The sequence below is a fragment of the Gemmobacter aquatilis genome, from assembly GCF_900110025.1.
In the GTDB taxonomy this organism is placed as follows: domain Bacteria; phylum Pseudomonadota; class Alphaproteobacteria; order Rhodobacterales; family Rhodobacteraceae; genus Gemmobacter; species Gemmobacter aquatilis.
Genome location: NZ_FOCE01000019.1, coordinates 1 through 22,282, shown reverse-complemented (window position 1 = coordinate 22,282; position 22,282 = coordinate 1). Strand labels below are relative to the sequence as shown.

The 22,282-nt window shown below is 61.1% G+C and carries 15 protein-coding genes and 2 pseudogenes; 9 read left to right on the top strand and 8 right to left on the bottom strand.

From position 1 onward, the window contains the following. Window positions 1-66 precede the first annotated feature (66 nt). The 7 genes and pseudogenes from BMX43_RS18615 to BMX43_RS18585 all read left to right on the top strand — a co-directional run bounded on the left by BMX43_RS18615 (window position 67) and on the right by BMX43_RS18585 (window position 14,593). Window positions 67-4,437 carry a strawberry notch family protein gene (locus BMX43_RS18615; RefSeq protein WP_091303654.1) on the top strand — a complete coding sequence of 1,457 codons (4,371 nt, stop codon included), beginning with the start codon at window positions 67-69 and terminating at the stop codon, window positions 4,435-4,437. A gap of 11 nt (window positions 4,438-4,448) precedes the next feature. Next, a complete protein-coding gene (locus BMX43_RS18610) occupies window positions 4,449-5,480 on the top strand; it encodes a DUF7146 domain-containing protein (protein WP_091303653.1) in 1,032 nt (343 codons plus the stop codon). A 377-nt stretch (window positions 5,481-5,857) separates the two neighbouring features. Continuing rightward, window positions 5,858-6,793: a DUF2493 domain-containing protein gene (locus BMX43_RS18605; protein WP_091303665.1), complete on the top strand. Its 936-nt coding sequence runs from the start codon at window positions 5,858-5,860 to the stop codon at window positions 6,791-6,793. 94 nt (window positions 6,794-6,887) lie between these two features. Beyond that, window positions 6,888-10,247: a type ISP restriction/modification enzyme gene (locus BMX43_RS18600; protein WP_091303652.1), complete on the top strand. Its 3,360-nt coding sequence runs from the start codon at window positions 6,888-6,890 to the stop codon at window positions 10,245-10,247. A 658-nt stretch (window positions 10,248-10,905) separates the two neighbouring features. Further along, window positions 10,906-11,310, top strand: a pseudogene (locus tag BMX43_RS18595) (single-stranded DNA-binding protein). Between the two features lie 239 nt (window positions 11,311-11,549). Further along, window positions 11,550-12,758 (top strand): SIR2 family protein, encoded by a 1,209-nt coding sequence (locus BMX43_RS18590; RefSeq protein WP_091303651.1) that lies wholly within the window; start codon window positions 11,550-11,552, stop codon window positions 12,756-12,758. Further along, window positions 12,755-14,593: an ATP-binding protein gene (locus BMX43_RS18585; RefSeq protein WP_091303650.1), complete on the top strand. Its 1,839-nt coding sequence runs from the start codon at window positions 12,755-12,757 to the stop codon at window positions 14,591-14,593. The genes BMX43_RS18590 and BMX43_RS18585 overlap by 4 nt, the downstream gene beginning before the upstream one ends. A 131-nt stretch (window positions 14,594-14,724) precedes the next feature. On the opposite strand, the gene BMX43_RS20530 is transcribed toward BMX43_RS18585, so the two are convergent. From BMX43_RS20530 to BMX43_RS18555, 6 genes are all read right to left on the bottom strand, one after another. Beyond that, a complete protein-coding gene (locus tag BMX43_RS20530; RefSeq protein WP_091303649.1) occupies window positions 14,725-15,309 on the bottom strand; it encodes an RES family NAD+ phosphorylase in 585 nt (194 codons plus the stop codon). A 2-nt stretch (window positions 15,310-15,311) separates the two neighbouring features. Then, a complete protein-coding gene (locus BMX43_RS18575; RefSeq protein ID WP_091303648.1) occupies window positions 15,312-15,662 on the bottom strand; it encodes an antitoxin Xre/MbcA/ParS toxin-binding domain-containing protein in 351 nt (116 codons plus the stop codon). Then, the gene (locus tag BMX43_RS18570) at window positions 15,659-16,999 is read right to left on the bottom strand and encodes a hypothetical protein (RefSeq protein WP_091303647.1); all 1,341 of its coding nucleotides are present in this window, start codon (window positions 16,997-16,999) and stop codon (window positions 15,659-15,661) included. Before BMX43_RS18570 ends, BMX43_RS18575 begins: the two co-directional genes overlap by 4 nt. 206 nt (window positions 17,000-17,205) lie before the next feature. Continuing rightward, on the bottom strand, window positions 17,206-18,255 hold the full coding sequence (locus BMX43_RS18565) for a Fic family protein (RefSeq protein ID WP_091303664.1): 1,050 nt from the start codon (window positions 18,253-18,255) through the stop codon (window positions 17,206-17,208). A 155-nt stretch (window positions 18,256-18,410) separates the two neighbouring features. Continuing rightward, window positions 18,411-18,644 carry a WGR domain-containing protein gene (locus tag BMX43_RS18560; protein ID WP_091303646.1) on the bottom strand — a complete coding sequence of 78 codons (234 nt, stop codon included), beginning with the start codon at window positions 18,642-18,644 and terminating at the stop codon, window positions 18,411-18,413. 79 nt (window positions 18,645-18,723) lie between these two features. After that, entirely contained in the window at window positions 18,724-18,921 is a 198-nt protein-coding gene (locus tag BMX43_RS18555) for a hypothetical protein (RefSeq protein ID WP_091303645.1), read from the bottom strand. Between the two features lie 88 nt (window positions 18,922-19,009). On the opposite strand from BMX43_RS18555, the gene BMX43_RS19585 reads away from it, so the two are divergent. Beyond that, window positions 19,010-19,471: a hypothetical protein gene (locus BMX43_RS19585; RefSeq protein ID WP_139201628.1), complete on the top strand. Its 462-nt coding sequence runs from the start codon at window positions 19,010-19,012 to the stop codon at window positions 19,469-19,471. Between the two features lie 39 nt (window positions 19,472-19,510). On the opposite strand, the gene BMX43_RS18545 is transcribed toward BMX43_RS19585, so the two are convergent. Then, entirely contained in the window at window positions 19,511-20,170 is a 660-nt protein-coding gene (locus BMX43_RS18545; protein ID WP_091303643.1) for a hypothetical protein, read from the bottom strand. Next, window positions 20,167-20,931 (bottom strand): ParA family protein, encoded by a 765-nt coding sequence (locus BMX43_RS18540; protein WP_091303642.1) that lies wholly within the window; start codon window positions 20,929-20,931, stop codon window positions 20,167-20,169. The genes BMX43_RS18545 and BMX43_RS18540 overlap by 4 nt, the downstream gene beginning before the upstream one ends. Before the next feature lie 1,122 nt (window positions 20,932-22,053). On the opposite strand from BMX43_RS18540, the pseudogene BMX43_RS18535 reads away from it, so the two are divergent. Beyond that, window positions 22,054-22,282, top strand: a pseudogene (locus BMX43_RS18535) (HTH domain-containing protein); the annotation flags it as partial.

Sequence of the window (22,282 nt, the reverse complement as noted above, 5' to 3'; positions counted from 1 at the left end):
AGGTTCCGGTTGGCGAGAGAGAGCGCAGCGCGGGACTGCCCCCTTTGGCTCTCTGAGGTTCCTCATATGAATGAACTCTGCACGTTGAAACTGGCTGCTCCGCCCGTTGTGCTGACCGCACTTGCATCGCCCGCCGCCAAGATCTTCGCCGTCGCCGAGGCCTTGCAGACGCCGCTTGCTGCGGGCCAGCCCATCGACATCGGTATTCTGCGCGCCAAGATGGAGCGCGCCTTTGGTGGCTCCGACGCATCAGGGGCCTGGGACTGGAAGCTGGCCTATGAGGCTGGCGAAGCCGCACTTGTCCTCTTCTTGCGGAAGTTCGGCCGTGCGCTCCTGGTCCGGGCTGGTTCGCCTACGGCCATGCTGCCGATACTGACCCGGGTGTCGGCCCTCCTGCCGACACACACCCGGCGCTCGGAGGAGATGGAGCGCTTCCAGCAGTTCAGCACGCCCCTGCCCATGGGTGTGGCGGCGATGGCTGCCGCGCAGATCGCGCCCCGTGACCTGATCCTCGAGCCTTCGGCTGGGACCGGGCTTCTGGCGATCCTCGCCGAGATCGCGGGCGGCAGCCTCATGTTGAACGAACTGGCCGACACCCGTGCCGATCTCCTGCGCCTCCTCTTTCCGGGTCGTCCCGTCACCACCTTCGACGCCGCACAGATCGACGATCATCTCGACACGGCCTCCCGCCCGAGCCTCATCCTGATGAACCCGCCGTTCTCGGCCGTGGCCAATGTCGACGGTCGGACGACCGAGGCGACGGCGCGGCATCTCCGCTCGGCCCTTGCCCGCCTTGCTCCCGGCGGGCGTCTTGTCGCCATCACCGGGGCAGGTTTTGCGCCCGACGCCCCGGCCTGGGCCGAGACATTCAGCCGCCTGACCGAGACGTGCCATCTGGTTTTCACCGGCGCAGTTTCAGGTACCGCTTTCGCCAAGCATGGCACCAGCTTCGAGACGCGGATTTCGGTGTTCGACAAGTGCCGTGGCGGCGAGTTGGGCGGCATCACTGCAAATCTGACTCAGCCCATGTCTGCTGATGTGGCGAGCCTTCTTTCCCGGATCACTGCCGAAGTCCCACCGCGCCTCGAGCTGAATGCCGGCGTCATCGCTCGCCCTCAGCCCACTTCCCCTTTCCGGGGAATTTCTGCCCGGGCGTCCGGCGCGGCATCCGGAAAATCGCGGGCAACGGCGTCGCCCAAGACCGGAGCACATGTTGCCACGCCGGAGGCCGAAGACCTCGCCTACACCCTACGCGAGACGGTGGACGACCTCGGCGCCGCGCGCCTGTCGGATGCGATCTACGAGACCTTCCGTCTGCAGGCGATCGACATTCCCGGCGCGACACCGCACCCGACCAAGCTCGTGCAGTCGGCGGCCATGGCGTCCGTGGCGCCTCCGAAACCCTCCTACCGTCCGAAACTCCCCGCCACTGTGTTGCGCGACGGTCTTCTGTCGGACGCCCAACTCGAGACGGTCATCTACGCGGGCGAAGCGCATGGCGCGCATCTCGCGGGTGCCTGGTGCGTCGATGAAACCGGCGACATGGTCTCAGCCGCGCCGGACGATGCCGCAGACGCCGCCCGCTTCCGTCGCGGCTTCTTCCTCGGCGATGGCACCGGCGCGGGCAAAGGCCGCCAGTCGGCCGGGATCTTGCTCGACAACTGGTGCCAAGGTCGCCGCAAGGCGCTATGGATCTCGAAGAGCGACAAGCTTCTGGAGGACGCACAACGCGACTGGTCGGCCCTGGGTCAAGAGCGCCTGCTCGTGACGCCCTTGTCGCGCTTTTCCCAAGGTCGCGACATCCCACTCACCGAAGGCATCCTCTTCACGACCTACGCCACGCTCCGGTCCGAAGAGCGAGGCGCTAAGAAATCCCGCGTCGACCAGATTGTGGACTGGCTCGGGTCGGACTTCGACGGGGTGATCCTGTTCGACGAAAGCCATGCCATGGCGAACGCCGCAGGATCGAAGGGCGAGCGTGGCGATACCGAGGCCTCGCAGCAGGGCAGGGCGGGCCTGCGCCTCCAACACAAGCTGCCCAATGCCCGCATGGTCTATGTCTCGGCCACGGGCGCGACGACCGTCCACAACCTCGCCTATGCGCAACGGCTCGGCCTCTGGGGCGGAGAGGATTTCCCTTTCGCCACGCGCGGGGAATTCGTCGAGGCCATCGAGGCGGGCGGCGTCGCCGCGATGGAGGTCCTCGCCCGTGACCTGCGGTCCCTTGGCCTCTATACCGCCCGATCCCTCTCCTATGATGGCGTCGAATACGAGATGCTGGAACATGCGCTGACCCATGAGCAGCGCGGCATCTACGATGCCTATGCCGGGGCCTTCGCCATCATTCACAACAACCTCGCCGCTGCGATGGAAGCGGCCAACATCACGGGTGAGAATGGCACGCTGAACCGCCAGGCCAAGTCAGCCGCACGCTCAGCCTTCGAGGGCGCCAAGCAGCGCTTCTTTGGCCATTTGCTCACCTCGATGAAAACCCCCACCCTGATCGCCGCCATCGAGGCCGATCTGGCCGCAGGCCATGCCGCCGTCATTCAGATCGTCTCGACGGGCGAGGCGCTGATGGAGCGCCGCCTCTCGGAAATCCCGACCGAGGAGTGGAACGACATCCGGGTCGACATCACCCCGAGGGAGTACGTTCTGGACTACCTCGCTCATTCCTTCCCGGTGCAGCTCTACGAGCCCTTCACCGACAGCGAGGGCAATTTGTCGTCCCGGCCTGTCGTGCGTGACGGCCAGCCGGTCGAATGCCGCGAGGCCGCGCGCAGGCGCGATGCGCTGATCGAAAAGCTGGCCTCGCTTCCGCCCGTCCCGGGGGCGCTCGACCAGATCGTCCAGCGCTTCGGCACCAACCTCGTGGCCGAAGTCACGGGCCGCTCGCGCAGGATCGTGAGGAGGGGCGAGGGCCCGGCGGCGCGCCTCGTCGTGGAAAGCCGGGTGGGCTCCGCCAACCTCTCCGAAACCGCCGCCTTCATGGATGACCAGAAGCGCATCCTGATATTCTCCGATGCCGGGGGCACGGGCCGCAGCTATCACGCCGATCTCGGGGCAAAGAACCAGCGACTGCGTGTCCACTATCTTCTCGAACCCGGCTGGAAGGCCGATGCGGCCATCCAGGGCCTTGGCCGCACCAACCGCACCAACCAGGCGCAGCCGCCCCTGTTCCGGCCGGTGGCCACGAATGTGAAGGCGGAGAAACGGTTCCTCTCCACCATCGCCCGGCGGCTCGACACGCTCGGGGCGATTACGCGCGGCCAGCGCCAGACCGGCGGGCAGGGGCTGTTCCGGCCCGAGGACAATCTCGAGTCAACTTACGCCCGCGACGCTCTGCGCCAGCTCTATCGCCGCATTTATCGCGGCGATGTCGCGGGGTGCTCTCTTGGCGCTTTCGAGGATGCCACCGGCCTCAGCCTGACCGATGACAACGGGCTGAAGGATGACCTGCCTCCGATCACGATCTTCCTCAATCGCCTGCTGGCGCTGACGATCGACATGCAGGCCGTGCTGTTCTCGGCTTTCGAGGAACTGCTCGATGCGCGGATCGAGGGCGCCATCGCCGCCGGGGTCTATGACCTCGGGCTCGAGACCCTGCGCGCCGAGAGCTTCCGCGTCACCGACGCAAGGGTGATCTACACCCATCCCGGCTCCGGCGCAGAAACCCAGCTCCTGACCATCGCGGAAAAGCGGCGCAACACGCCGACTTCCCTCGCGGATGCGCTCGACTGGCTTGATGACCCGAAGGCGCGGCTTCTGGTCAACAGCCGCTCGGGGCGGGCGGCGGTGCAGGTGCCTGCCACCAGCCTGATGCTGGATGACGGCACCATCGAGCCGCGCTTGCGGCTGATCCGGCCGATGGAGACCAGCACTGTTCCAGCCAAGGTCATGGAGGATACCCACTGGCTCGAGGCCGACCGCGTAGCCTTTGCTGCCGCCTGGACTGCGGAACTGGCCGAGGTGCCGGAGTTCTCGGAAGCCACACTGCACATCGTGGCGGGCTTGCTGCTGCCGATCTGGAAGCAGCTCCCCCAGGACGAAACCCGCGTTTACCGGCTGCAGACCGATGACGGTCAACGCATCATCGGTCGCAGGGTTTCGCCCGCCTGGGTCGCGACCACGCTGGCCGCCGGTGCGCCAAAGCTGACGGCCGCACAGGTCCACGCCCTTGTCCTCGAGGGCAAGACCGTGGTGTGGCTGGCTGAGGGAATGGAGTTGCACCGTTCCCGCGTCATGGGGGTGAACCGGATCGAGCTGTCCGGTTTCACCGAAGCTGCCAAGGATCGGCTCAAGGCCGATGGCTTCTTCTCAGAGATCATCAGCTGGAAGCTCCGGCTCTTCTGCCCGACGGACGCGAGTGGCATCGCAGCCCTCGAGCGGCTGCTTGCACGCATCTCGGTCACCGGCCTACATGCACGCAATGGTTGATTGGTGTGCTCATGTCATTGGAAACAGAAAATCTCTTGCGCGAGCTTGCGCAAAATGCCGAAAGCGTTTGTCGTCACTACCTTCCCGCTGGCAGGCGGGAAGGCTCCTACTGGATGGTCGGCGATCTACAGAACAATCCGGGTCGCTCGCTCTTCGTGCGGCTCGTGGGACCGACCTCGGGACCGGGTGCCGCCGGGAAATACACCGATGCCGCAACCGGTGATCACGGCGATCTCCTCGACATCATCCGCGAACGCACGGGGATCACCCGCTTCCCCGATCTTCTCGCCGAGGCCCGCGCGCATCTTGGCCGTCCGGCGCCGGTCACACCGGATGCGCCGTCCCCGAAGAAGCCGAAGTCCCCGGGCGGGACACCAGATGCAGCCGCGCGCTTGTTTGCCGCCTCGGTGCCGGTCGCAGGCAGTTTTGCCGAGACCTATCTCCGCAGCCGGGGCATCACTCTGCCAGTCTCAAGCTCTGCCCTGCGCTTCCACCCGAAGTGCTGGCATCGGGAGGAGGGTCAGACCAGATCCCTCCCCAGACCGGCACTGATCGCCGCGGTCACCGATGAGGCCGGGGTCCTGCAGGGTGCACACCGCACCTGGCTTGCGCCCGACGGCAAGGACAAGGCACCTGTTGAGGTCCAGCGGCGGGCGATGGGTCACCTCTTGGGCAATGCCGTCAGGTTGACCCCAAGTGCTGACATCCTTGTCATCGGCGAGGGCATCGAGACCATGCTCTCCGTTCGGGAGGCGGCCCCGGGCCTTCCCGTCTGGGCGTCGCTCTCGTCTTCCCACCTCGGAGCCGTCCTTCTGCCGGAGGGATTGCAGCGCCTCTACATTGCCATCGACCGCGATCCGGCGGGGCGTCGCGCGGCGGAGAGATTGACCACCAGAGCCACTGAGGTCGGGATTGCCGTTCGGGTGCTGGAACCGAGGCTCGGGGATTTCAACGACGATCTACGGGCAGACGGGCCGGAGGCACTGCGTCAGCATCTGGCAGAGCAGATCGGGCCTGAGGATCGGCAGCGCTTCGAGCGTTGAGGCAACTCGCCTGGCGCAAGGGGCAGTCTCAGGACAGTGGGGCAGGGGGCGTTCTCCTGTCCCGGGTCTGGACCCTCATCTTTTGCCTCTCCCGAGGGCCAGTCGATCCCCGCATTCCCCGCACGGCCTTCAAGAGATGGGCAGGCGGCCGTCAAAGGGGCCGCCCCTTCAAGGAGGGGAGGCAACTGATTTCCGCCGCGAGGGACGAGCCCTCGCTTTGCATCGCGAAAGGCAAATCAGCCGCCCCCCATCCTCCTCCACATGCGTTCCGGCCCCGAAGGCGGGGTGAAGGGTCGTCCCCCGTGACGGCTTTCGCAGCCCATGAAGACCGCGCGGGAGAACGCGCGGACCGCCAAGAGCCCGGAGGCAAGAAAAAGATGACATTCCAGACCCGCGACGACGCATATGAGCCCACCCACACCGCGTCCCAGACCGCCCATGCGCTGGAAGAGTTGCAGCTCTACGGCTACCGCCCCTTTGAAGACGAGCCCGATCCGCGCCCGATGCCGGATGCCGACCGCCTCCGGGGTGCCGTCGCCGATATCTTCGATGCCCTCGTCGCGAGCCTCGCCGACACCCGGATGGAACCGGACCTCGAAGAAGTGCTCTGGGGCCAGGTCAATCTCTTCCACCGCGCGACCGCCCGGATCGAGCGCAATCTCGATGACAACGAGCAGGGGCAGCGCCGCCTCCAGCGCGAGCAGGACGGCTCCGAGGTGAAATCCACCGAGCTTGAACGCCTTGTGGCCGAGGGCCTGACCCTGACCGAACGGCGGAACTGCATGGACATGATGCGCGACCACGCCGCGACCGAGTTCTGGCATCACACGGGCTCGACTTGGCGGCCCCGCACCGGCTCGATGGTGAACCACCAGCACCTGACCGCCGCGCTGATCGACAGCCGCGATTTCCTCGCCGCCAAGCGCCGCACCGAAGCCGAGGTGATGCTGCCCGCGGGCCCCAAGGTGGCCCTCACCGGCGGGACCGACTTCAACGATCACCGCCTGATCTGGGGCAAGCTCGACCAGGTCCGGACCAAGTATCCCGACATGGTCCTTCTCCACGGTGGCAGCCCCAAGGGCACCGAACTCATCGCCGCCAAATGGGCCGAGGCCCGGGGCGTGACCCAGGTCGCCTTCAAGCCCGACTGGACCAAACACGCCAAGGCCGCACCCTTCAAGCGCAACGACGCCATGCTGGATGTCCTGCCCGTGGGTGTCCTCGTCTTCCCGGGCAACGGCATCCAGGAAAACCTCGCCGACAAGGCCAAGAAGCTGGGGATCCCCGTCGTGAAGTTCGAGAGGGGGGCGTGAGCCCCCTAACTCTTCAGCAGCCCTTCAATCAATCAAGAGTTTGATATCGAATGCATTCCAGCTAAGGTTGCAAAAAAGAGCGCTGGGGCAGTTGATGTTTGACCAGATCATTTCCAAGTACGGCGCGTCCGCAAAGGCTAAGCTTTCAAGCCCTGCCATCACCGGTGCCCCTGAAGACAACATCCGTGCGCCGCTCGAAGAACTGATCACCGCACTTGCAGAACCCGCGGGCCAGCAGCCTGGGTGGGTCACGCTTGTCGGCGAAAGCAACCTTTCGGCCTTGGGGACCCGGCCTGACTATGCCGTCACAGTTCGCAACGCGCTGACAGGCTTCATCGAACTGAAAGCCCCGGGCAAGGGGGCAGATCCGCGCAAGTTCACCGATCCGCATGACAAGCGTCAGTGGCAGAAGCTGAAATCACTGCCAAACCTCATCTACAGTGACGGGCAGTCCTTCAGCCTCTGGCAGAACGGCGCGCTCGTCGGGCAGATCATTCATCTCTCCGGTGATCTGGACACAGCAGGTGCCAAGCTTACCGCCCCCCAAACGCTCGTCACTCTCCTGACGGACTTTCTGAGCTGGAGCCCGATCCCGCCCGACAGCCCGCGCAAACTGGCCGAGGTTTCGGCGCGCCTGTGCCGTCTGTTGCGTGACGAGGTTCTGGAAGAACTGGAGAACGGCACTCAAAGCCTGACCGATCTTGCCACCGAATGGCGGGGGCTACTCTTTCCGCAGGCTGATGATGCGCAGTTCGCCGACGGCTATGCGCAGGCGGTGACTTTTGGACTGTTGATGGCGCGAGCACAGGACATTCCCTTGGACAAGGGCATCGCCCATGCCGCCCTCGCGCTGCGCGATACGAACACGCTGATCGGCACCGCGCTGCGCCTGCTGACCGACGATCCGCAGACCCAGAAGGCCCTGTCCACCGCAATCTCGACCCTGACCCGCGTGCTGCATGAGGTGCATTGGCCCACCCTGTCCAAGGGCAAGCCCGATGCCTGGCTCTACTTCTACGAAGACTTCCTCGAGGTCTACGACAACGCACTGCGCAAGAAGACCGGCAGCTACTACACCCCGCCCGAGGTGGTTCAGGCCATGGTTCGCCTGACGGACGAGGCCTTGCGCGACCCGACATTGTTCGGCCGCCATGAAGGCCTTGCCGCAAAAGACGTCACTATCGCCGATCCCGCGACCGGCACCGGCACTTTCCTTCTCGGCGTGCTGCGCAAAATCGCCGAGACGGTGGCCGATGATCAGGGCGCGGGGGCTGTCGGCCCCGCCTTGGGGGCGGCGGCGCATCGGCTGATCGGGTTCGAATTGCAGTTCGGCCCCTTTGCCGTGGCGCAGTTGCGGCTAATGGCGGAAATGCGGGCGCTGATGGGGGCATCGGCTGTGGGCAACGGGGCTGGGGGCAACCTGCCGCAGCCGCGTCTTTACGTGACTGACACGCTTGGCGACCCTTATGCCACCCAGACTCAGTTTTCCACGATGCTGGCCCCTATCGGCAACTCGCGCCGCGAGGCGAACGCGATCAAGCGGGATGAGCCGATCACCGTCGTCATCGGCAATCCGCCATATAAGGAGAAGGCAAAGGGTCGGGGTGGTTGGGTTGAGAAGGGCAGCGATGGCCGCGCTGCGCCGATGAAACATTGGGACTTGCCGCCCGCGTGGGGTCAAGGCGCACACGCCAAGCATCTCAAGAACCTATACATTTTCTTCTGGCGGTGGGCGTCGTGGAAAGTGTTTGCGCCGGACTTGCTGGAAACGACCGGGCAGGCAACCGATGATCGCGGCGGCATTGTCACCTACATCACCGTCGCAGGCTTTCTAAACGGGCCAGGGTTTGAAAAGATGCGCATGGAGTTGCGACGCGACTGTTCCGACATCTGGGTGATCGATTGCACGCCCGAAGGGCATCAGCCCGAGGTGTCAACACGCATCTTCCAAGGTGTTCAGCATCCGGTCTGCATCGTCTTGGCCGCGCGCAAGAAGGGCAAGGATCGGTCGACACCCTCGCGCCTGCATGTGAGGCAACTTACAACCGGCCCGCGCAAGAACAAATTCGCGGAACTTGAGGCGATAACGCTGACGGGTCCGGGATGGGCTAATGGGCCAAGTGACTGGCGGGCGCCGTTCATGGCTGAGGCAAAGGGAGAGTGGGCTGGATTCCCGGCGCTCGATGCCCTTTTCGAATACAATGGATCGGGGGTCATGCCTGGCAGGACCTGGGTCATTGCGCCGGATGCCCAGTCTCTTGCGGATCGTTGGGCAAGACTGATGCGCGAGAAGGATCCGAAAATCAAAGAGGCGCTGTTCTACCCGCATGAAGGCGGTGACAAGACATTGAGCAAATCGACAAAGGTTGGACTCGCAGGACACGAGTTTCGCGGTTCTGCCGTTGAGAAGGACACGGTGGGTCCTGTCAAACCGATCCGATACTCGCTGCGTTCGTTCGACCGGCAGTGGATCATTCCAGACAATCGACTTCTGAACCGCCCAAACCCTGAACTTTGGAACGTCTTTTCGACGAGCCAGATATTCTTGACTTCGCCTGAAGACCGCACCCCCGAGAATGGGCCAGCACTGACCGTCACAGGACTGTTGCCTGACCTTCACCACTACCATGGTCGTGGGGGACGTGCTTTCCCTCTCTGGCGTGACGCCGCAGCCTCGGTTCCGAATGTCAAAGCCGCGCTCCTTGCCCATCTGACCGCTACCTATGGCAAATCCGTAACCGCCCCCGATGTAATGGCTTATGCGGCTGGCCTTCTGGCGCATCCGTCCTTTACCGCCCGCTTCAAGGAAGACCTGATTCGCCCTGGTCTGCGTGTGCCGATTACGGCTGGCGTTTCCATGTTCGACCGCGCCGTGGAAATCGGGCGACAGGTGATCTGGCTGCATACCTACGGCGAGCGTTTTGCCGACCCTGCGGCAGATCGCCCCGCTGCACCGCCCCGGATGCCAAAGGGCCAAGGCCCGACCATCCCTGCTGGCGGCACCATCCCCGGCGCGCCGCACCCCTTGCCCGACACGATGCATCACGATCCTTCGACGGGTCGGCTGTATGTAGGGGAGGGGTTCATCGAGAACGTGCCAACCGCAGTGGCCGAGTATCAGGTTTCCGGTCGCAACGTGCTGCGCCAATGGTTCAGTTACCGCAAGGCCGACCGCACCCGCCCAGTCATCGGCGACCGTCGCCCGCCATCAGCGCTCGACAAGATCCAGCCCGATCACTGGTTGCCCGAATACACCGAAGACCTGCTGAACCTGCTGCATGTCCTCAGCCGCTTAGTCGCACTGGAACCGGCACAGGCCGCCACTCTGGACGAAATCTGCGCTGCCCCCTTGCTGACCGAGGCATCGCTCACGAGCGCAGGGGCATTGGCGTCGGCACCGGTGGTTAAGGGCAAGAAGGCAAAAGCCGCAGCGCAGCCCGGGTTCTTCGACTAACCGGCGCACCAACCTCAGACGCTCGGCATGCGACAAGCTATGACTTCGGGCGGTCATCCTCTTGAGCGGTCAATGCGGTTCGACGGCCAGGTCGGCGCAGTCCTTTAGTTGATATACCGCACCTCCTGTCAGCCGCCCCGATGCGACGTCAGTCGAAAGTGCTTGGGATGGTGCAGCCTATCACCATCAAGCCCCTGGTTCGCTGATGGCGAAACAGGCCAGGTAACTGCACCGGCCAGCGTCTGATCAGGTCAACAAACGCATCACCATTCTCATTGCGCTGAATGACCTTCGAAAAAGCTTCCGAAGCAAACTTGCAGACGGTTGCCTACTTGGTCCACCCCCTTTCCCGGGTTCTATCTCCTAGTCCTGACATTACCGGTGGTTGGTCTGAACTTGCCTGCTTGGGTCTCTCCCCCAGAGATCCAGCTGAGGCACCTCCCCTTCGACTGACAATCCCCTAAGCCTGTTCGGCCTCCTGCCCGCAACCCCAACTCCTGCCCGGGCCGTGTTGCCCTGTGCCAGATCTGCCCGCGCCACCACGGGCCCTTGGAGGTTTCCGGTCGCCTTTCGTCTCCCGTGCGGACGTCTCCCGACAGGCCTCTGACAGGTCTTGTCGAAGGGATGGTCCCTTCAGCGAAATCTCAGGAGAACCACCATGCAGAACATCGTCATCCTCGCCGGCAACATCGGTCAGGCCCCGGAGGCCCGCACCACCCAAGGTGGCACGAAGTTCACCCACTTCACCCTCGCCGCCTCGCGCCCCCGCCTCTCGGAAGGCCGCGCGGTCCGCGACGAGCACGGCTACCGCGTGATGGACACCGAATGGCACCGCATCACCTGATTCAACGGGCTCGGCAAGTCGGTCGCCGAGAACTGCGAGAAGGGCATGAAGGTCCTGGTGCAGGGCCGCATCCACTACACGAAGTGGACCGATGCGGCAGGCGTCGACCGCTACGGCTGCGAGATCATCGCCGAGAAGATCGACTTCCTCAGCCGCCCGAAGGCGACCGAGGGCGATGCGCCCGAACTGGTCGATCGCGACGACGAGGTCGGCTTCTGAGCCGACCTACAACCCGGCCCGGCGGAGATAACCCGCGGGGTCGATAGAATGCCTCTCGTTTTCTTTGGACAGCCAACACAACGATCTTCCATCCCATAGACGTCCTAGCGGAAAGGCGCGCGCCGGATTCTCTCCTCACCCGCGCGGGCAAATGGGTGATCGCACTTCTCTTCCTGGTTGCGTCGGATGTGCGGCAACTGTTAACGCTTGAGTCGACGGCTTTCGACCTTGGGTGACAAATGACCAGTGATATTGAAGCGGCTCGGCAGCTTGACAGCCACCTTCGAGCTCCCAAACAGATTTGGTTGACTGGTGCCGGGATCAGCTTTGGAGCGGGTCTCCCCTTGATGTACCCGCTGACAGATAGAGTCTTTCATCTGCTGGCGAGCGACCCCAATGAGGCTGACGTGCATGAATTGGTTACTGCCATCCGCGATGATTTGCCCAACGAACTCCACATCGAGCATGTTCTAAGTCATTTCGGCGATTTGATCGCATTGGCCGAGCGCGCAAAAGACACAAGCGCTAGCGTAGGCGGTAGTCGAGTGACAAAGATACACCTCCAGGCCGCCCATCACACTATTCTCCGGCACATCCGAGATATTTTGCGGTGGGGTTACCAACCAGCGACGGATACAAGTGCCGAAAGAGTCGGACAGCAAGGTAACCCAATAGTTTCCATTGAAGATCATCGGCGATTCGTTCGCACTCTATATCGGATAAATCGCGCCGGCTTGGACGAACGTCGCGAAGCAATCCATTTCGTGACGACGAACTATGATACCTTGATCGAAGACGCACTTTCGCTTGAACGCATTTCATACGCCGACGGATTTTCTGGCGGTGCAATAGCTGCTTGGGGCGAGGCTATTTTAACAGCAGCTTTGGCTGATCAGCGACTGAAAGCCATAATCATAAAGCTCCATGGATCAATTGACTGGTACCGAAGTGGGGAAGAAAACGGGCGTGTCTTCCGAGTTCGATATGATGACATCTATCCTCGCAGGTCGAACGAAAACGGCAATGTCGTGATATATCCCCAATCGACGAAGTACATGGCATCTCGAGAAGACCCCTTTGGCTACCTATTCCAGAGGTTTCGAAGCATCCTCTCGCATGATCGACAGCAAGTTCTGTATGTCTGTGGATACTCCTTTGGGGACGATCACATAGACTCAATCATCGAACAGCACCTACTTCATCCCGATAATAAGACGACGCTTGTAGCCTTTTCCAGTACGTATGGCGGAAAGCTGGCCGATTGGGGGGCGAGTGGCGCTGGTGATCGTGTATTCGCCTTGACCAAAGATGGAATGTATCGCGGAAAAAACGGGCCATTCTTTCCGGCGCCAGCGCCTTTGACGAGTAGGGATTGGTGGACATTTGCTGGAGTAACCAACTTGCTGGAAAACGGCTTGCCAGCGGACGTTGCGGAGGCAATCGAATGAGTGACTTCGACCTGGACCCAGACATCCAGATTGGTACGGTATTTGAGATTTCAGGGACCACGATTAAAGTCTCATTGAAACGTAGTCTCACTGAACTTGTTCAGACGCATGGTGGGACAGTGTATTCAGTTGGTCAAATTGGAAGCCTGATTAAGCTTCATATCGGCCGAACCGTCCTTTTCGCGATGGTGCGATTGCTTCGTCTTCAGACTGAGGAAGAGGCAGCGGCACAGGGCGCGACAGACGGGTTGGATCGTCGCGTTCTCGAAGCAGATCTATTCGGTGAGGCCCGCTGGCGGAAAGCGAACGAGACTCTGACCTTTGACCGAGGTGTTCGAAACTCGCCACTTCCACTTCAGGGAGTCTTCCTCGTCACATCGTCCGAGATTCGACGCCTTTACACGGCTATTGAGAAGCAAGGTGGTGATGGTCTCAATCGATTTATTTCGTTTGGCTCGTACGTTGGCGCAGACGGGGTCGCATGTCACGCTGACATGGACAAGCTGTTTGGTCAGCACTTTGCGGTCCTTGGCTCGACAGGTTCGGGCAAGTCAACCGCCGTTGCGGCAATTCTTCACGCCGTACTGAGCCACACGGCAAATGAGGGTGGGGACACGTCACGACCTCGGGTGATCATAATTGACCCGCATGGAGAGTATGGCCAGGCTTTTGGCGAACGCGCAATCGTATACCGGGCCTTCGAGGATGCGGGTGATGGCGGAGAAGGTTTTCGCGCAGCTAAACTTCCCTATTGGCTTATGTCGAGCGATGAGTTTCGCCGGCTCGTGGTTGGGAAAGGGGAGTTTGAAGCGACATCCCAAGCTAACGTCGTCTACAAGGCTTTGGCCCATGCTCGGATGTTCGCTGCTGGTTTGGTGCTGTCTGCCGAAGATCCCGCCAGGAATACTGATGGTCTTGGGCATCCTGATCTTCCTCGTCCTGTTCCAGGAAAGACGATGGAAGAAATTGTTCAATTCGATCGGGACTGGCCGATCCCCTTCGATCTGGATGAATTTCGTAAGCACATAGAAGTTTGCCAGAACAATAGGCCAAAGGGGGCCGGTTGGGAGGCGGAAACACCAAGTGAGTTTCAAAAGAAGTTTGCGTCAATCCTAGATAAGCTATCGGTTCTTCGTCTCGACAGCAGAATCTCGTTCCTTATGCGGAATCAAATAGACGCAAATCCAGGGCTTGGAGAAATTCTTGCTCAATTTGTCGGGGCAGATGAGGAGAAACCAAATTCGCCTATTCGAATAGTAGATATTTCAGGCTTACCGACCGAGGTTGCCGGGCCCTTGACCGCAGCGCTCGCCCGGCTCCTGTTCTCATACAAGATTGCTCAGACACGTGCGGAGCGCGAACGTGATCCCATTCTCGTGGTATGTGAGGAGGCGCATCGATATGTACCCGATCGTGGTGAGGCACAGTATGCCGCAGCACAGGATGCTATTCGCCGCATAGCTCGAGAAGGTCGCAAGTATGGGATTGGTCTGATGCTTGTGTCGCAACGGCCATCCGACGTTGAGAGCACGGTTCTGTCCCAGTGCAATTCGTGGCTAGTGCTGCGCCTTACGAATGGCCGTGATCAAGAGCACGTTGGGCGTTTTCTGCCGGATTCTATGGCGGCTCTAATAAAGGTTCTTCCATCTCTTCCGCGGCGAGAGGCGCTTTTTGTTGGAGAGGCAGCCGCATTGCCGTCGCGGATCAAGTTGAACTTCTTGACTGAGGATCGCAGGCCGAAATCAAATGACATTTCGTTCGCTGCGGGTTGGTCGGCAGAACTTCCAGATCTTGAAGCGTTGACCGCCGTCGCCACGCGAATGGCGAGCCGATAAAGCAATCTGTAGGCAAATCGGGGGATTACGTTGCCGACAAAGTCCGCTAGATGGGCATCCCGGCCCAGGCTAAAGTAGCAGGCAGCGCGGCCTTTGGACGCTAAATGCTTCTGTTTAGCTCAGTCTTGAGTTCAAGACCGCATGCCGCTTGCATTTTGCTCCCAGCCTGCCCAGTCGATTAGGCCATGGGACCTTATGGCCTCTCTTTGTTCGGGCAGGCATCGCTCACAGAACACCACGGCGTTGAGACAATCCCATCTGGCAGAAGGGACGAGTAGCCCATCAAATTCAAGGAAGTGTGCAACTTCCGCTATATCCTGGGTCCGAGGGTACTCGGCACTTTTCTCTTGATAGGAAAGCCGCCCGTAGGATTCGCTAGCAACACCCAATCGTGCAAGGTCCTCGAGGTTTAAAAGCTTCAATGCCGCGCCCATCGACAAGGACACTTCGTGAAGCTCATAGCGCACCTTTGATGGGAAAACGGGCTGACCGCGTTTCAAATGGAAGTGCATCTCGGCCAACGCACCTTCGCGCGCCAACGATGTATAGAGGACGTCGAAAGTGCCATCGTCCCAACGACCGCCGGAACGACTGCAGTCGAGAGGGTCTCTACCCTCCCGCACAACGCGCCACACCGCGCCCGAAAACGGTGTAGGCGGAATGGCCTCAATCGCATCAATCAGTCGGTTGTCGCGACGCTTCGTGGTTCTGACCATCTTCAGAGATACGCCCCGCTTTCGAGCCGCTCCAATATGGCCAGAACTTCGCTCGTACGATCATCATGGATCAGATCAATTGCACGCTGACCGTCGAGTTGCGGGTGCCGAGCATAGAGCCAGACCCGGATTTCTTCAGAGGAGTAGAACTCCTGCAATCGTCCAACCACATACCGCAGATCCGATAGAATGAGTTCGTGGCGCGGCTGCGGCCGCATCTGGCCACTTTTCCAGCGCGAAACCGTGGTCTTCGAAACGTCAACCACGTTTGCAATATCAACGCCGCTGAGGCCACCGTCATTTGCGATATCTGTTAGAACCCTTGCGACGGCTCCCTGAGATATACCCGTCATCGTTGCTCCCACTTTCTTTCTTCTTTCTTGATACGCACCAACCCAGCAGGCCTTGCGCGCGGCGCGTCCTCTGACCGCGATTCCCGGAAAGCTTCAAGCGCTATCTGGGTTTTCGACATCGCCTTTGCGTGATCCCCAAGGCGCTTCATCAGCCCATCCACGTTAACCTTTAGCAGTTCCGCTTGGTCACGCGGCGGTTTGAGCTCGGCAACCTGGCGCGAGGTGCGAACCATCTGAGCCATAGGCTTGGTGAGAAACCAATCGTCGCGACGTAGCAGCGGTACCGATTCTAACGCATCGATTTCGCGGCTGATTTGATCAAGATGGACTTCTCGCCCATTTTCGAGCAGATCGGTCACTCCGCCCAGGCGACCAACGAGAAGCTTCTTGCCCCCGCGCGCTTCAGTGAGAACCTTGACTTCTGCCCCGCTGAGAGTTCTGCCGAGGCCCTCAATGGCGTATCGGAAAGTACGTCCAAATCCCTGTTCGTCGTCACGTTTAGGCTCTGGTGGCTTGTGCCACTGAGATGCGTCAAAACGCTCCATTTCGCTGATTCCAATCGCACGACCGGATGCGAGACCGAATGCTAACGCTGCAACAGACGTGGGTCCGCCAAGTTGATCGAGGATCAACGGAACGCCGATGTTGTGTAGCCCGCCGAGCATGGTAAGCAACCGTCTGGTCGTTTCTGGACCGAGCCCGCCATCCGCACCGGACATCCGCAGCCAAGCGTTCTCGACCGGCAAAGAGCCGAATGCTGAAAGTACTTCGCTACGCACTTCACTCTGTTGAAGCTGCTTTAATGCGTGCAATACCGGATAGTCGATTGAGATACGCCTGCCGCCTTCACGGTCCAGCGCCTCACGCAGCGCGATGCACGCCTCTCGGTCAATGTTGAACCAGTCTGGAATCTCGTCGTCCGCAAGATAGTGCGTCGGGCTCAGCACCGTATCGAAACCGAGCTCGACAGCAGTACGGGCGATCTCGCCGATAACATCCGTGCTCGCGCCCTTGCGGAAATGGTCGGGGCCAAGCGGTTGGTTGTTGCCGTGACGTGCCCAGGGAGCGTTCCGCTCTTGAGCCGCGAATTTTCGCAGCGAAGCGAGTTCGGCCACCTGCGGGTCCAGCACCGTTTCGATGCCGTGCTGCTTGAACAACTCTATCAGCCGTCTCTGGTACTGGAGGCGGGAAGCCTTCAAGACTGCCCTCCGGGCAGGAAAGCGGTCCATGCTCACGAGTTCCGCGATCTTCGTGTGAGACTCGCCGATACGTATGAACTGAGCAATCGGCGGCTGAGCTTGGGTGACCCCAGGAAATTCCAATATCTTAGCGGTCATGGGGCCTTAGCCTCCCCTTGATGTTGCGTATCGGTTGCGCATATTGATAATGCGCAACCGATACGCAAAAGTCAAGCGCTGGACATAAGTAGGATTGGCAAACTCTCGGTCAGGCGTTGTAAGTTAAAAGAACAGAGAAAGCGGGCCAAGGTATTACATAATTATCCTTATCGGTATTTTTATAAGCCACTGATAAATAATAAAAATCACTGAAGAGAGTACCACGCCCCCCGTCCGGCTCCGTTCAGTACCAGATGACCGTGGGAGACAAGCCCCCGGAAATGCTGCTTCAGGGTGTTCCGGTTCTCGCCGGTCAGCCGCTCCGCATCGCCGATCGTCAGGCGGCCGTGGTCTCGGACTAGATCGAGCAATCGTGCAGAGATTTCCGGAAGACTGCCCAACATAAGCTTCTCGCGCTCGACCTTCGCCCGCAGGCGTCGCATCTGGCGCTGCAGGGCCGTCAGAAAGAACGTCAGCCACGGACCCCAGTTAGGCTCCTCCGAGCCAATCGTGCCTTGAGTCTGACGGAGCGCCAGATAGTAGGCCTCCTTGCTCTGCTCGATCACGCTTTCCAAAGAGGAAAACGGTACATAGGCATAGCCTGCCCGCAGCAGAAGCAGCGTGGTCAAGACGCGGCTGAGGCGCCCGTTGCCATCCTGAAACGGGTGGATTTCCAGAAAGATCACGACGAAGATCCCGATCAGCAGGAGCGGATGCAGTTCGCCGTCGGCGCAGGCCGCATTGTACCAGTCCACCAGTTCGGCCATGCGCGCCGGTGTGTCAAAGGGGCTGGCAGTTTCAAAGACGATGCCGATCTGATGGCCCGCCTCATCAAAAGCAGCGATGGAATTTGCCGAGGTCTTCCAGGCACCGCGATGGCGCTCGTCCTTGGTGCTGTGGCGCAGCAGGTCGCGGTGAAGTTGCCGGATGTGGTTCTCGGTCACGTCGATTTCACGCCAGGATGCGAAGATCACGTCCATGACTTGCGCGTAACCGGCAACCTCTTGCTCGTCCCGAGTCTCGAACGTCTTGATTTCGAGATTGGACAGAAGCCGTTGCACGTCCTGGTCCGAAAGCTTGCTGCCTTCGATCCGGGTTGAGGATCCGATGCTTTCGATGGTTGCGACGCGGCGCAAGGCGGAGAGGCGTTCCGGGGCGAGACTGCCGAGGGCCCGCCACGCCCCTTTGAACTCGTCGATTTCGGCGATGGCAGTTAGGATGGCCGGTGTGATGCGGAGCGACTGGGTTCGGATCATGCCCATTTTGCTACCCAATTACACCCAATTATACAAACCCATTTTCGCACCCAATTACACCCATTATCGGCGGATGTCCTGTTCACAGGCGAAATAAGTGGCCCACCCGAAACGCAGTTGGGCATAGCTGCACAGGGCCACGAGCGATCATTCCGTCAGGTTGGCCGGCGATAACCCCGTCGCTCCTTCGCGCTGATCAGCCGGGAGGCCGCCGCCTCCGCCAAAGAGGTCGACCGATAAGACGTCGCCCGGCATTGCCCCCTGCCCCCGATCCGCCCCCAACAGCGCTCAACGATGATTTCGCCGAAGAGATCTGGCAGCAACTCGACCCGGTAAAACCGAGCCATGTTCAGATCAGGGTCGACGCGGTGGAGCAGTTCGCAGGACATTGGGACCTCCTGTCATCAGGATGTGCCCGCAGCCCTGCCCTGTCCAATCAGAAATCTGCATCGTAGCAGCAGCGCCGATTCAGGATGCTGATGCATTGCCTCCATTGCCATTGACCTCTTCGACCCACATCACCCCGAGGATCGACTTGGGGTCGACATGCCATGTCATTGTCAACAGGCCGTCCTGCTTGCGGAAGCGCTCACCGATCAGCGCCGAGCCACTCGCGTCTTTGACCCAGACCCGTGCTTCCAGGATGCCAGAGCTCTCATCGCGCATGTTCGGGTCTCCTGCAGAAAACTTGTTGCCACGCGGTGGACAGGCCGGCCGTCAAAACATATCTGTCGATGCTGATAGTGGTGATAAGATGTCGCCGCGCTTCGTTCGGAAGGTTTCCTTGTCGATGCATGCTCTGTCTCCCGCTCTGTGCGCTTTGGCGTTGATCTCTGTTTCTGGTCCGGCTCTGGCGCTCGACAGTTGGACGGCCACGACGGAACGTGGCCTGCCGGTTCTGAGCCTCACGCAAGGTGAAGGTTCTGTCAGGATCGTCTGCGACCCGGATCGCGTCTTTGGGCCGACGCCAAATGGCGCGGTGATCGTGGCGCTGCCCAGGGACAAGGCCCCCACAACGGTGGTGTTCCTGGCCAAGTCGGGCGAACAGGCCCGCTTGGCCATCGTGAACGGCGCCGCCGCGCAGGCCAAGGCCGATGCAGCGGAATGGGCCAGTATGATCGAAATCCTGCGCCGGGGCGGCGAGTTCGCGGTGGTCTCGAGCCAAGATAGCTTGAGCTTCGAGACGGCACCGCTGCCCGACCTTGCCTGCGAGTGATGTCAGACGCTTCCAAAGCTTGCTCTGAATCATCGCGGTTTATCCGGCCCGGCGCGCCTTGATCAGGCGCGCCACGATGGCCGTGAAGTAGCCCCCAACGACCGTGGCGCGCGGCAGAGAGCACCAGGGATCGCCCGCCGCGCGATGCATGGCCTCCAGCGCTTCGGGGCGAACATAAACCGTCATCGGATTGCCGATGACCTTGACGCCCTCCGTCAACTGCTCAAAGCCTAAAGCTTCCTCAGCCAGGGGCCTGACATCCGCCTCTCCGGCCAACTTTCTCAGCCGCTCGCGGCCCTCTCGTGCAAGAGCGCCCAGAACGTATTCCATCGTGACCCCATCCCGCGCGGCAATGTCGGCCAGGTCTGGCTCAAGCTTCAGTGGCAAGCGGTAAAGCAGAACCAGCTTCACCTTCTTGCCTTTGGCAGCAGCCAGGCCCTTCGGCCGGTCTGATAGCGACCGATCCGCCTCCCCTTCCCTCTTCTCGGGATTTCCTGCCGCCTCCGCAGAATCGGTGGTCGGACTTGGGTCGAGACGCTCGCGCTCTTCGCCTTCCTCTGCGGTATCGCCGCGACGTTCGGCCAGAAGGCGCGACTGCGCCTCGCGGGACGAACGAAGCCGGGCCGCAGCGTTTTGCTGCCCGGGCTCCTCGGCTGCAGGCGACGGGGCGATACGGGGTGGAATGCGGAAACGGCTCAATCGAGAACCACCTCGTCAACACCAGCAAGAAGCAACCGCGCCACCTCGAGTTGGCGGGTGATCGCATCCGCGACCAGCCTGCCACCTGGCGCGCGGGCATTTGCTGCCGCTGCCGGTCCAAGAGGTCCGTGGAAGCCCATCTGCTCGAGGATCTTCGAATGCGGTACGATCACATCGAGGTGGTCGAGCCGCAGGATCTCCATCAGGACATCCTGATCGCGCTTGGGCAGGAGGCTGAGGCCCCCTTCCCGTGTGGCGGCGTCGATGATCTTCGGTCCTGCATCCATCACCAGAACTCGTACCGCCGGAAAGCGTTCTCCTTCGGCGATCGAGGCCCGCAGATCGTCCATCCAGAGGACAGCGCGATGGGTCATCTCCCATTCGGCAAAGACGGGCCGCGCCGGGATCAGCACCAGATCCGAGATCAGGCAGAAGTCTTCGGTATCGGTATGGGTGCCGGGTCGCGTGTCGATGACGACCAGATCAACGCCCCGCGCCTCTTCTTCTTCGAGAAGCGACAGCAGCCCTTCGACCGTCTCAGGTGGCGACATGATGGCCAGGGCCTCGGGCCAGGCAGGCTTCTTGACGGCCTCCCAGGCCGCCAGTTCGAAGCTGTCGCGCCAGCGACCGAGCTGGGCGTTCACATCGCCATCAATCAGCGTGACGCGCCGTCCGGCATCAAGCGCCGCCGAGCCCAAGAGCATGGCGGTTGTGGTCTTGCCGCTGCCGCCCTTGGTCTGGACGATGGTAATGACTTGCATGCAACCGACCCTTCAAAATCACTACGCCTTCCTATGACCGGGCCGCGCCGAAGGGGCGTAGAAACCGACCCGCCGGAGTCTGATCAATCGTTCCGAAGCCATGGTTTGGCTTGGATTTCCCCGGTTTCAGGGCGGCCCTTTAGGCATAGGGTTGTGGGAACGTCAAATGACTTATACCTGAGGTTGCATTGCGTCTGCCCAAGTCTCCATCTTTGTTGATGAATTTGCAGGGGCAACTGAACATTGCGCCCGCCGCACACATTCCAATCCACAGGGATAAGCTCGGCAGTCTGCATTTCGGCATCGGTGCCTGTTTGCATGTTTGCATGTTTGCCTGTCAGCATGGAAAACAGGGTGCAGGACGTCCAGTTTGACCACCTGCAAAATAGACCATCGGCCAGCCTGCATGGCTGACCGCAAGGCAGACTGACAAGTGGGCTTTGCCGGATAGACCGGTTGCATGCTTGCCTGTACGCCTGCCGGCCTGTTCGCATGTGGCCGCCGAAGGCACCCAGTTCGGGATGTAGATCGCCTGTTCGCGCGGCCCGTCGCAAGCTTTGCCACTGCAGCGGAATGCCCAAGGCGGCTCTGAAGCGGGGCGCCCTCCTGCCTTTCCCCCATCCCGGAAAAATCCCGCCACCAGCCGTCAGCGAAAACGCCAGCCAACTGTCTCGCCGCCACCAGCGGTCACCAAAAACTGCATAAGAACAATGTACTCACCCCATGGGCTCGCCGAAAACGGTGGCCTGACGGCCAGGCGCAGGGGGATCTGTCGGCGGGCGAGCCGCCGAACCCTGACGCCATACGGAGTCCTCACCGGCTGTCCGGTTTCCGCAGGCGGGCTCCTCTTCGGAGGAGCGGAAACCGGCCGGTGAGGACGGTTGGCTGGAAAGGTGACCTGTGGTACACGGGTTCGGTGATGCTGACAGTGGTGTATTGATAGCATGAATGGTTCACGTCTTTCCGATGCCGACCGGGCCCGCATTCGCGCCCGCCTTGCCGCTGGCGATGTTGATTTCCACCCAGAAGTGACCCGGGTAGCGGCGTAATTTTCATTGAGAACTGACCCATGTGACACCTTCCCCTTGGCTGCTGGCAGCAGGGGACATTGGAGTGATCGGCATGGCCTTTTTGAGTATTATTCGGCGTTGGGCATTGCGGGAGCATCTGTCCATTCGGGAGATCGCGCGGCGGACGAAGTTGTCGCGCAACACCATCAGGAAGTATTTGCGGTCTGGGGCGGTTGAGCTTGAGTTCAAGGTTGCCGAGCGACCGAGCAAACTTGACCCCTTTGCGGCCAAACTGTCGGGCTGGCTGAAGACCGAGGCCGGGAAGTCGCGCAAGCAGCGGC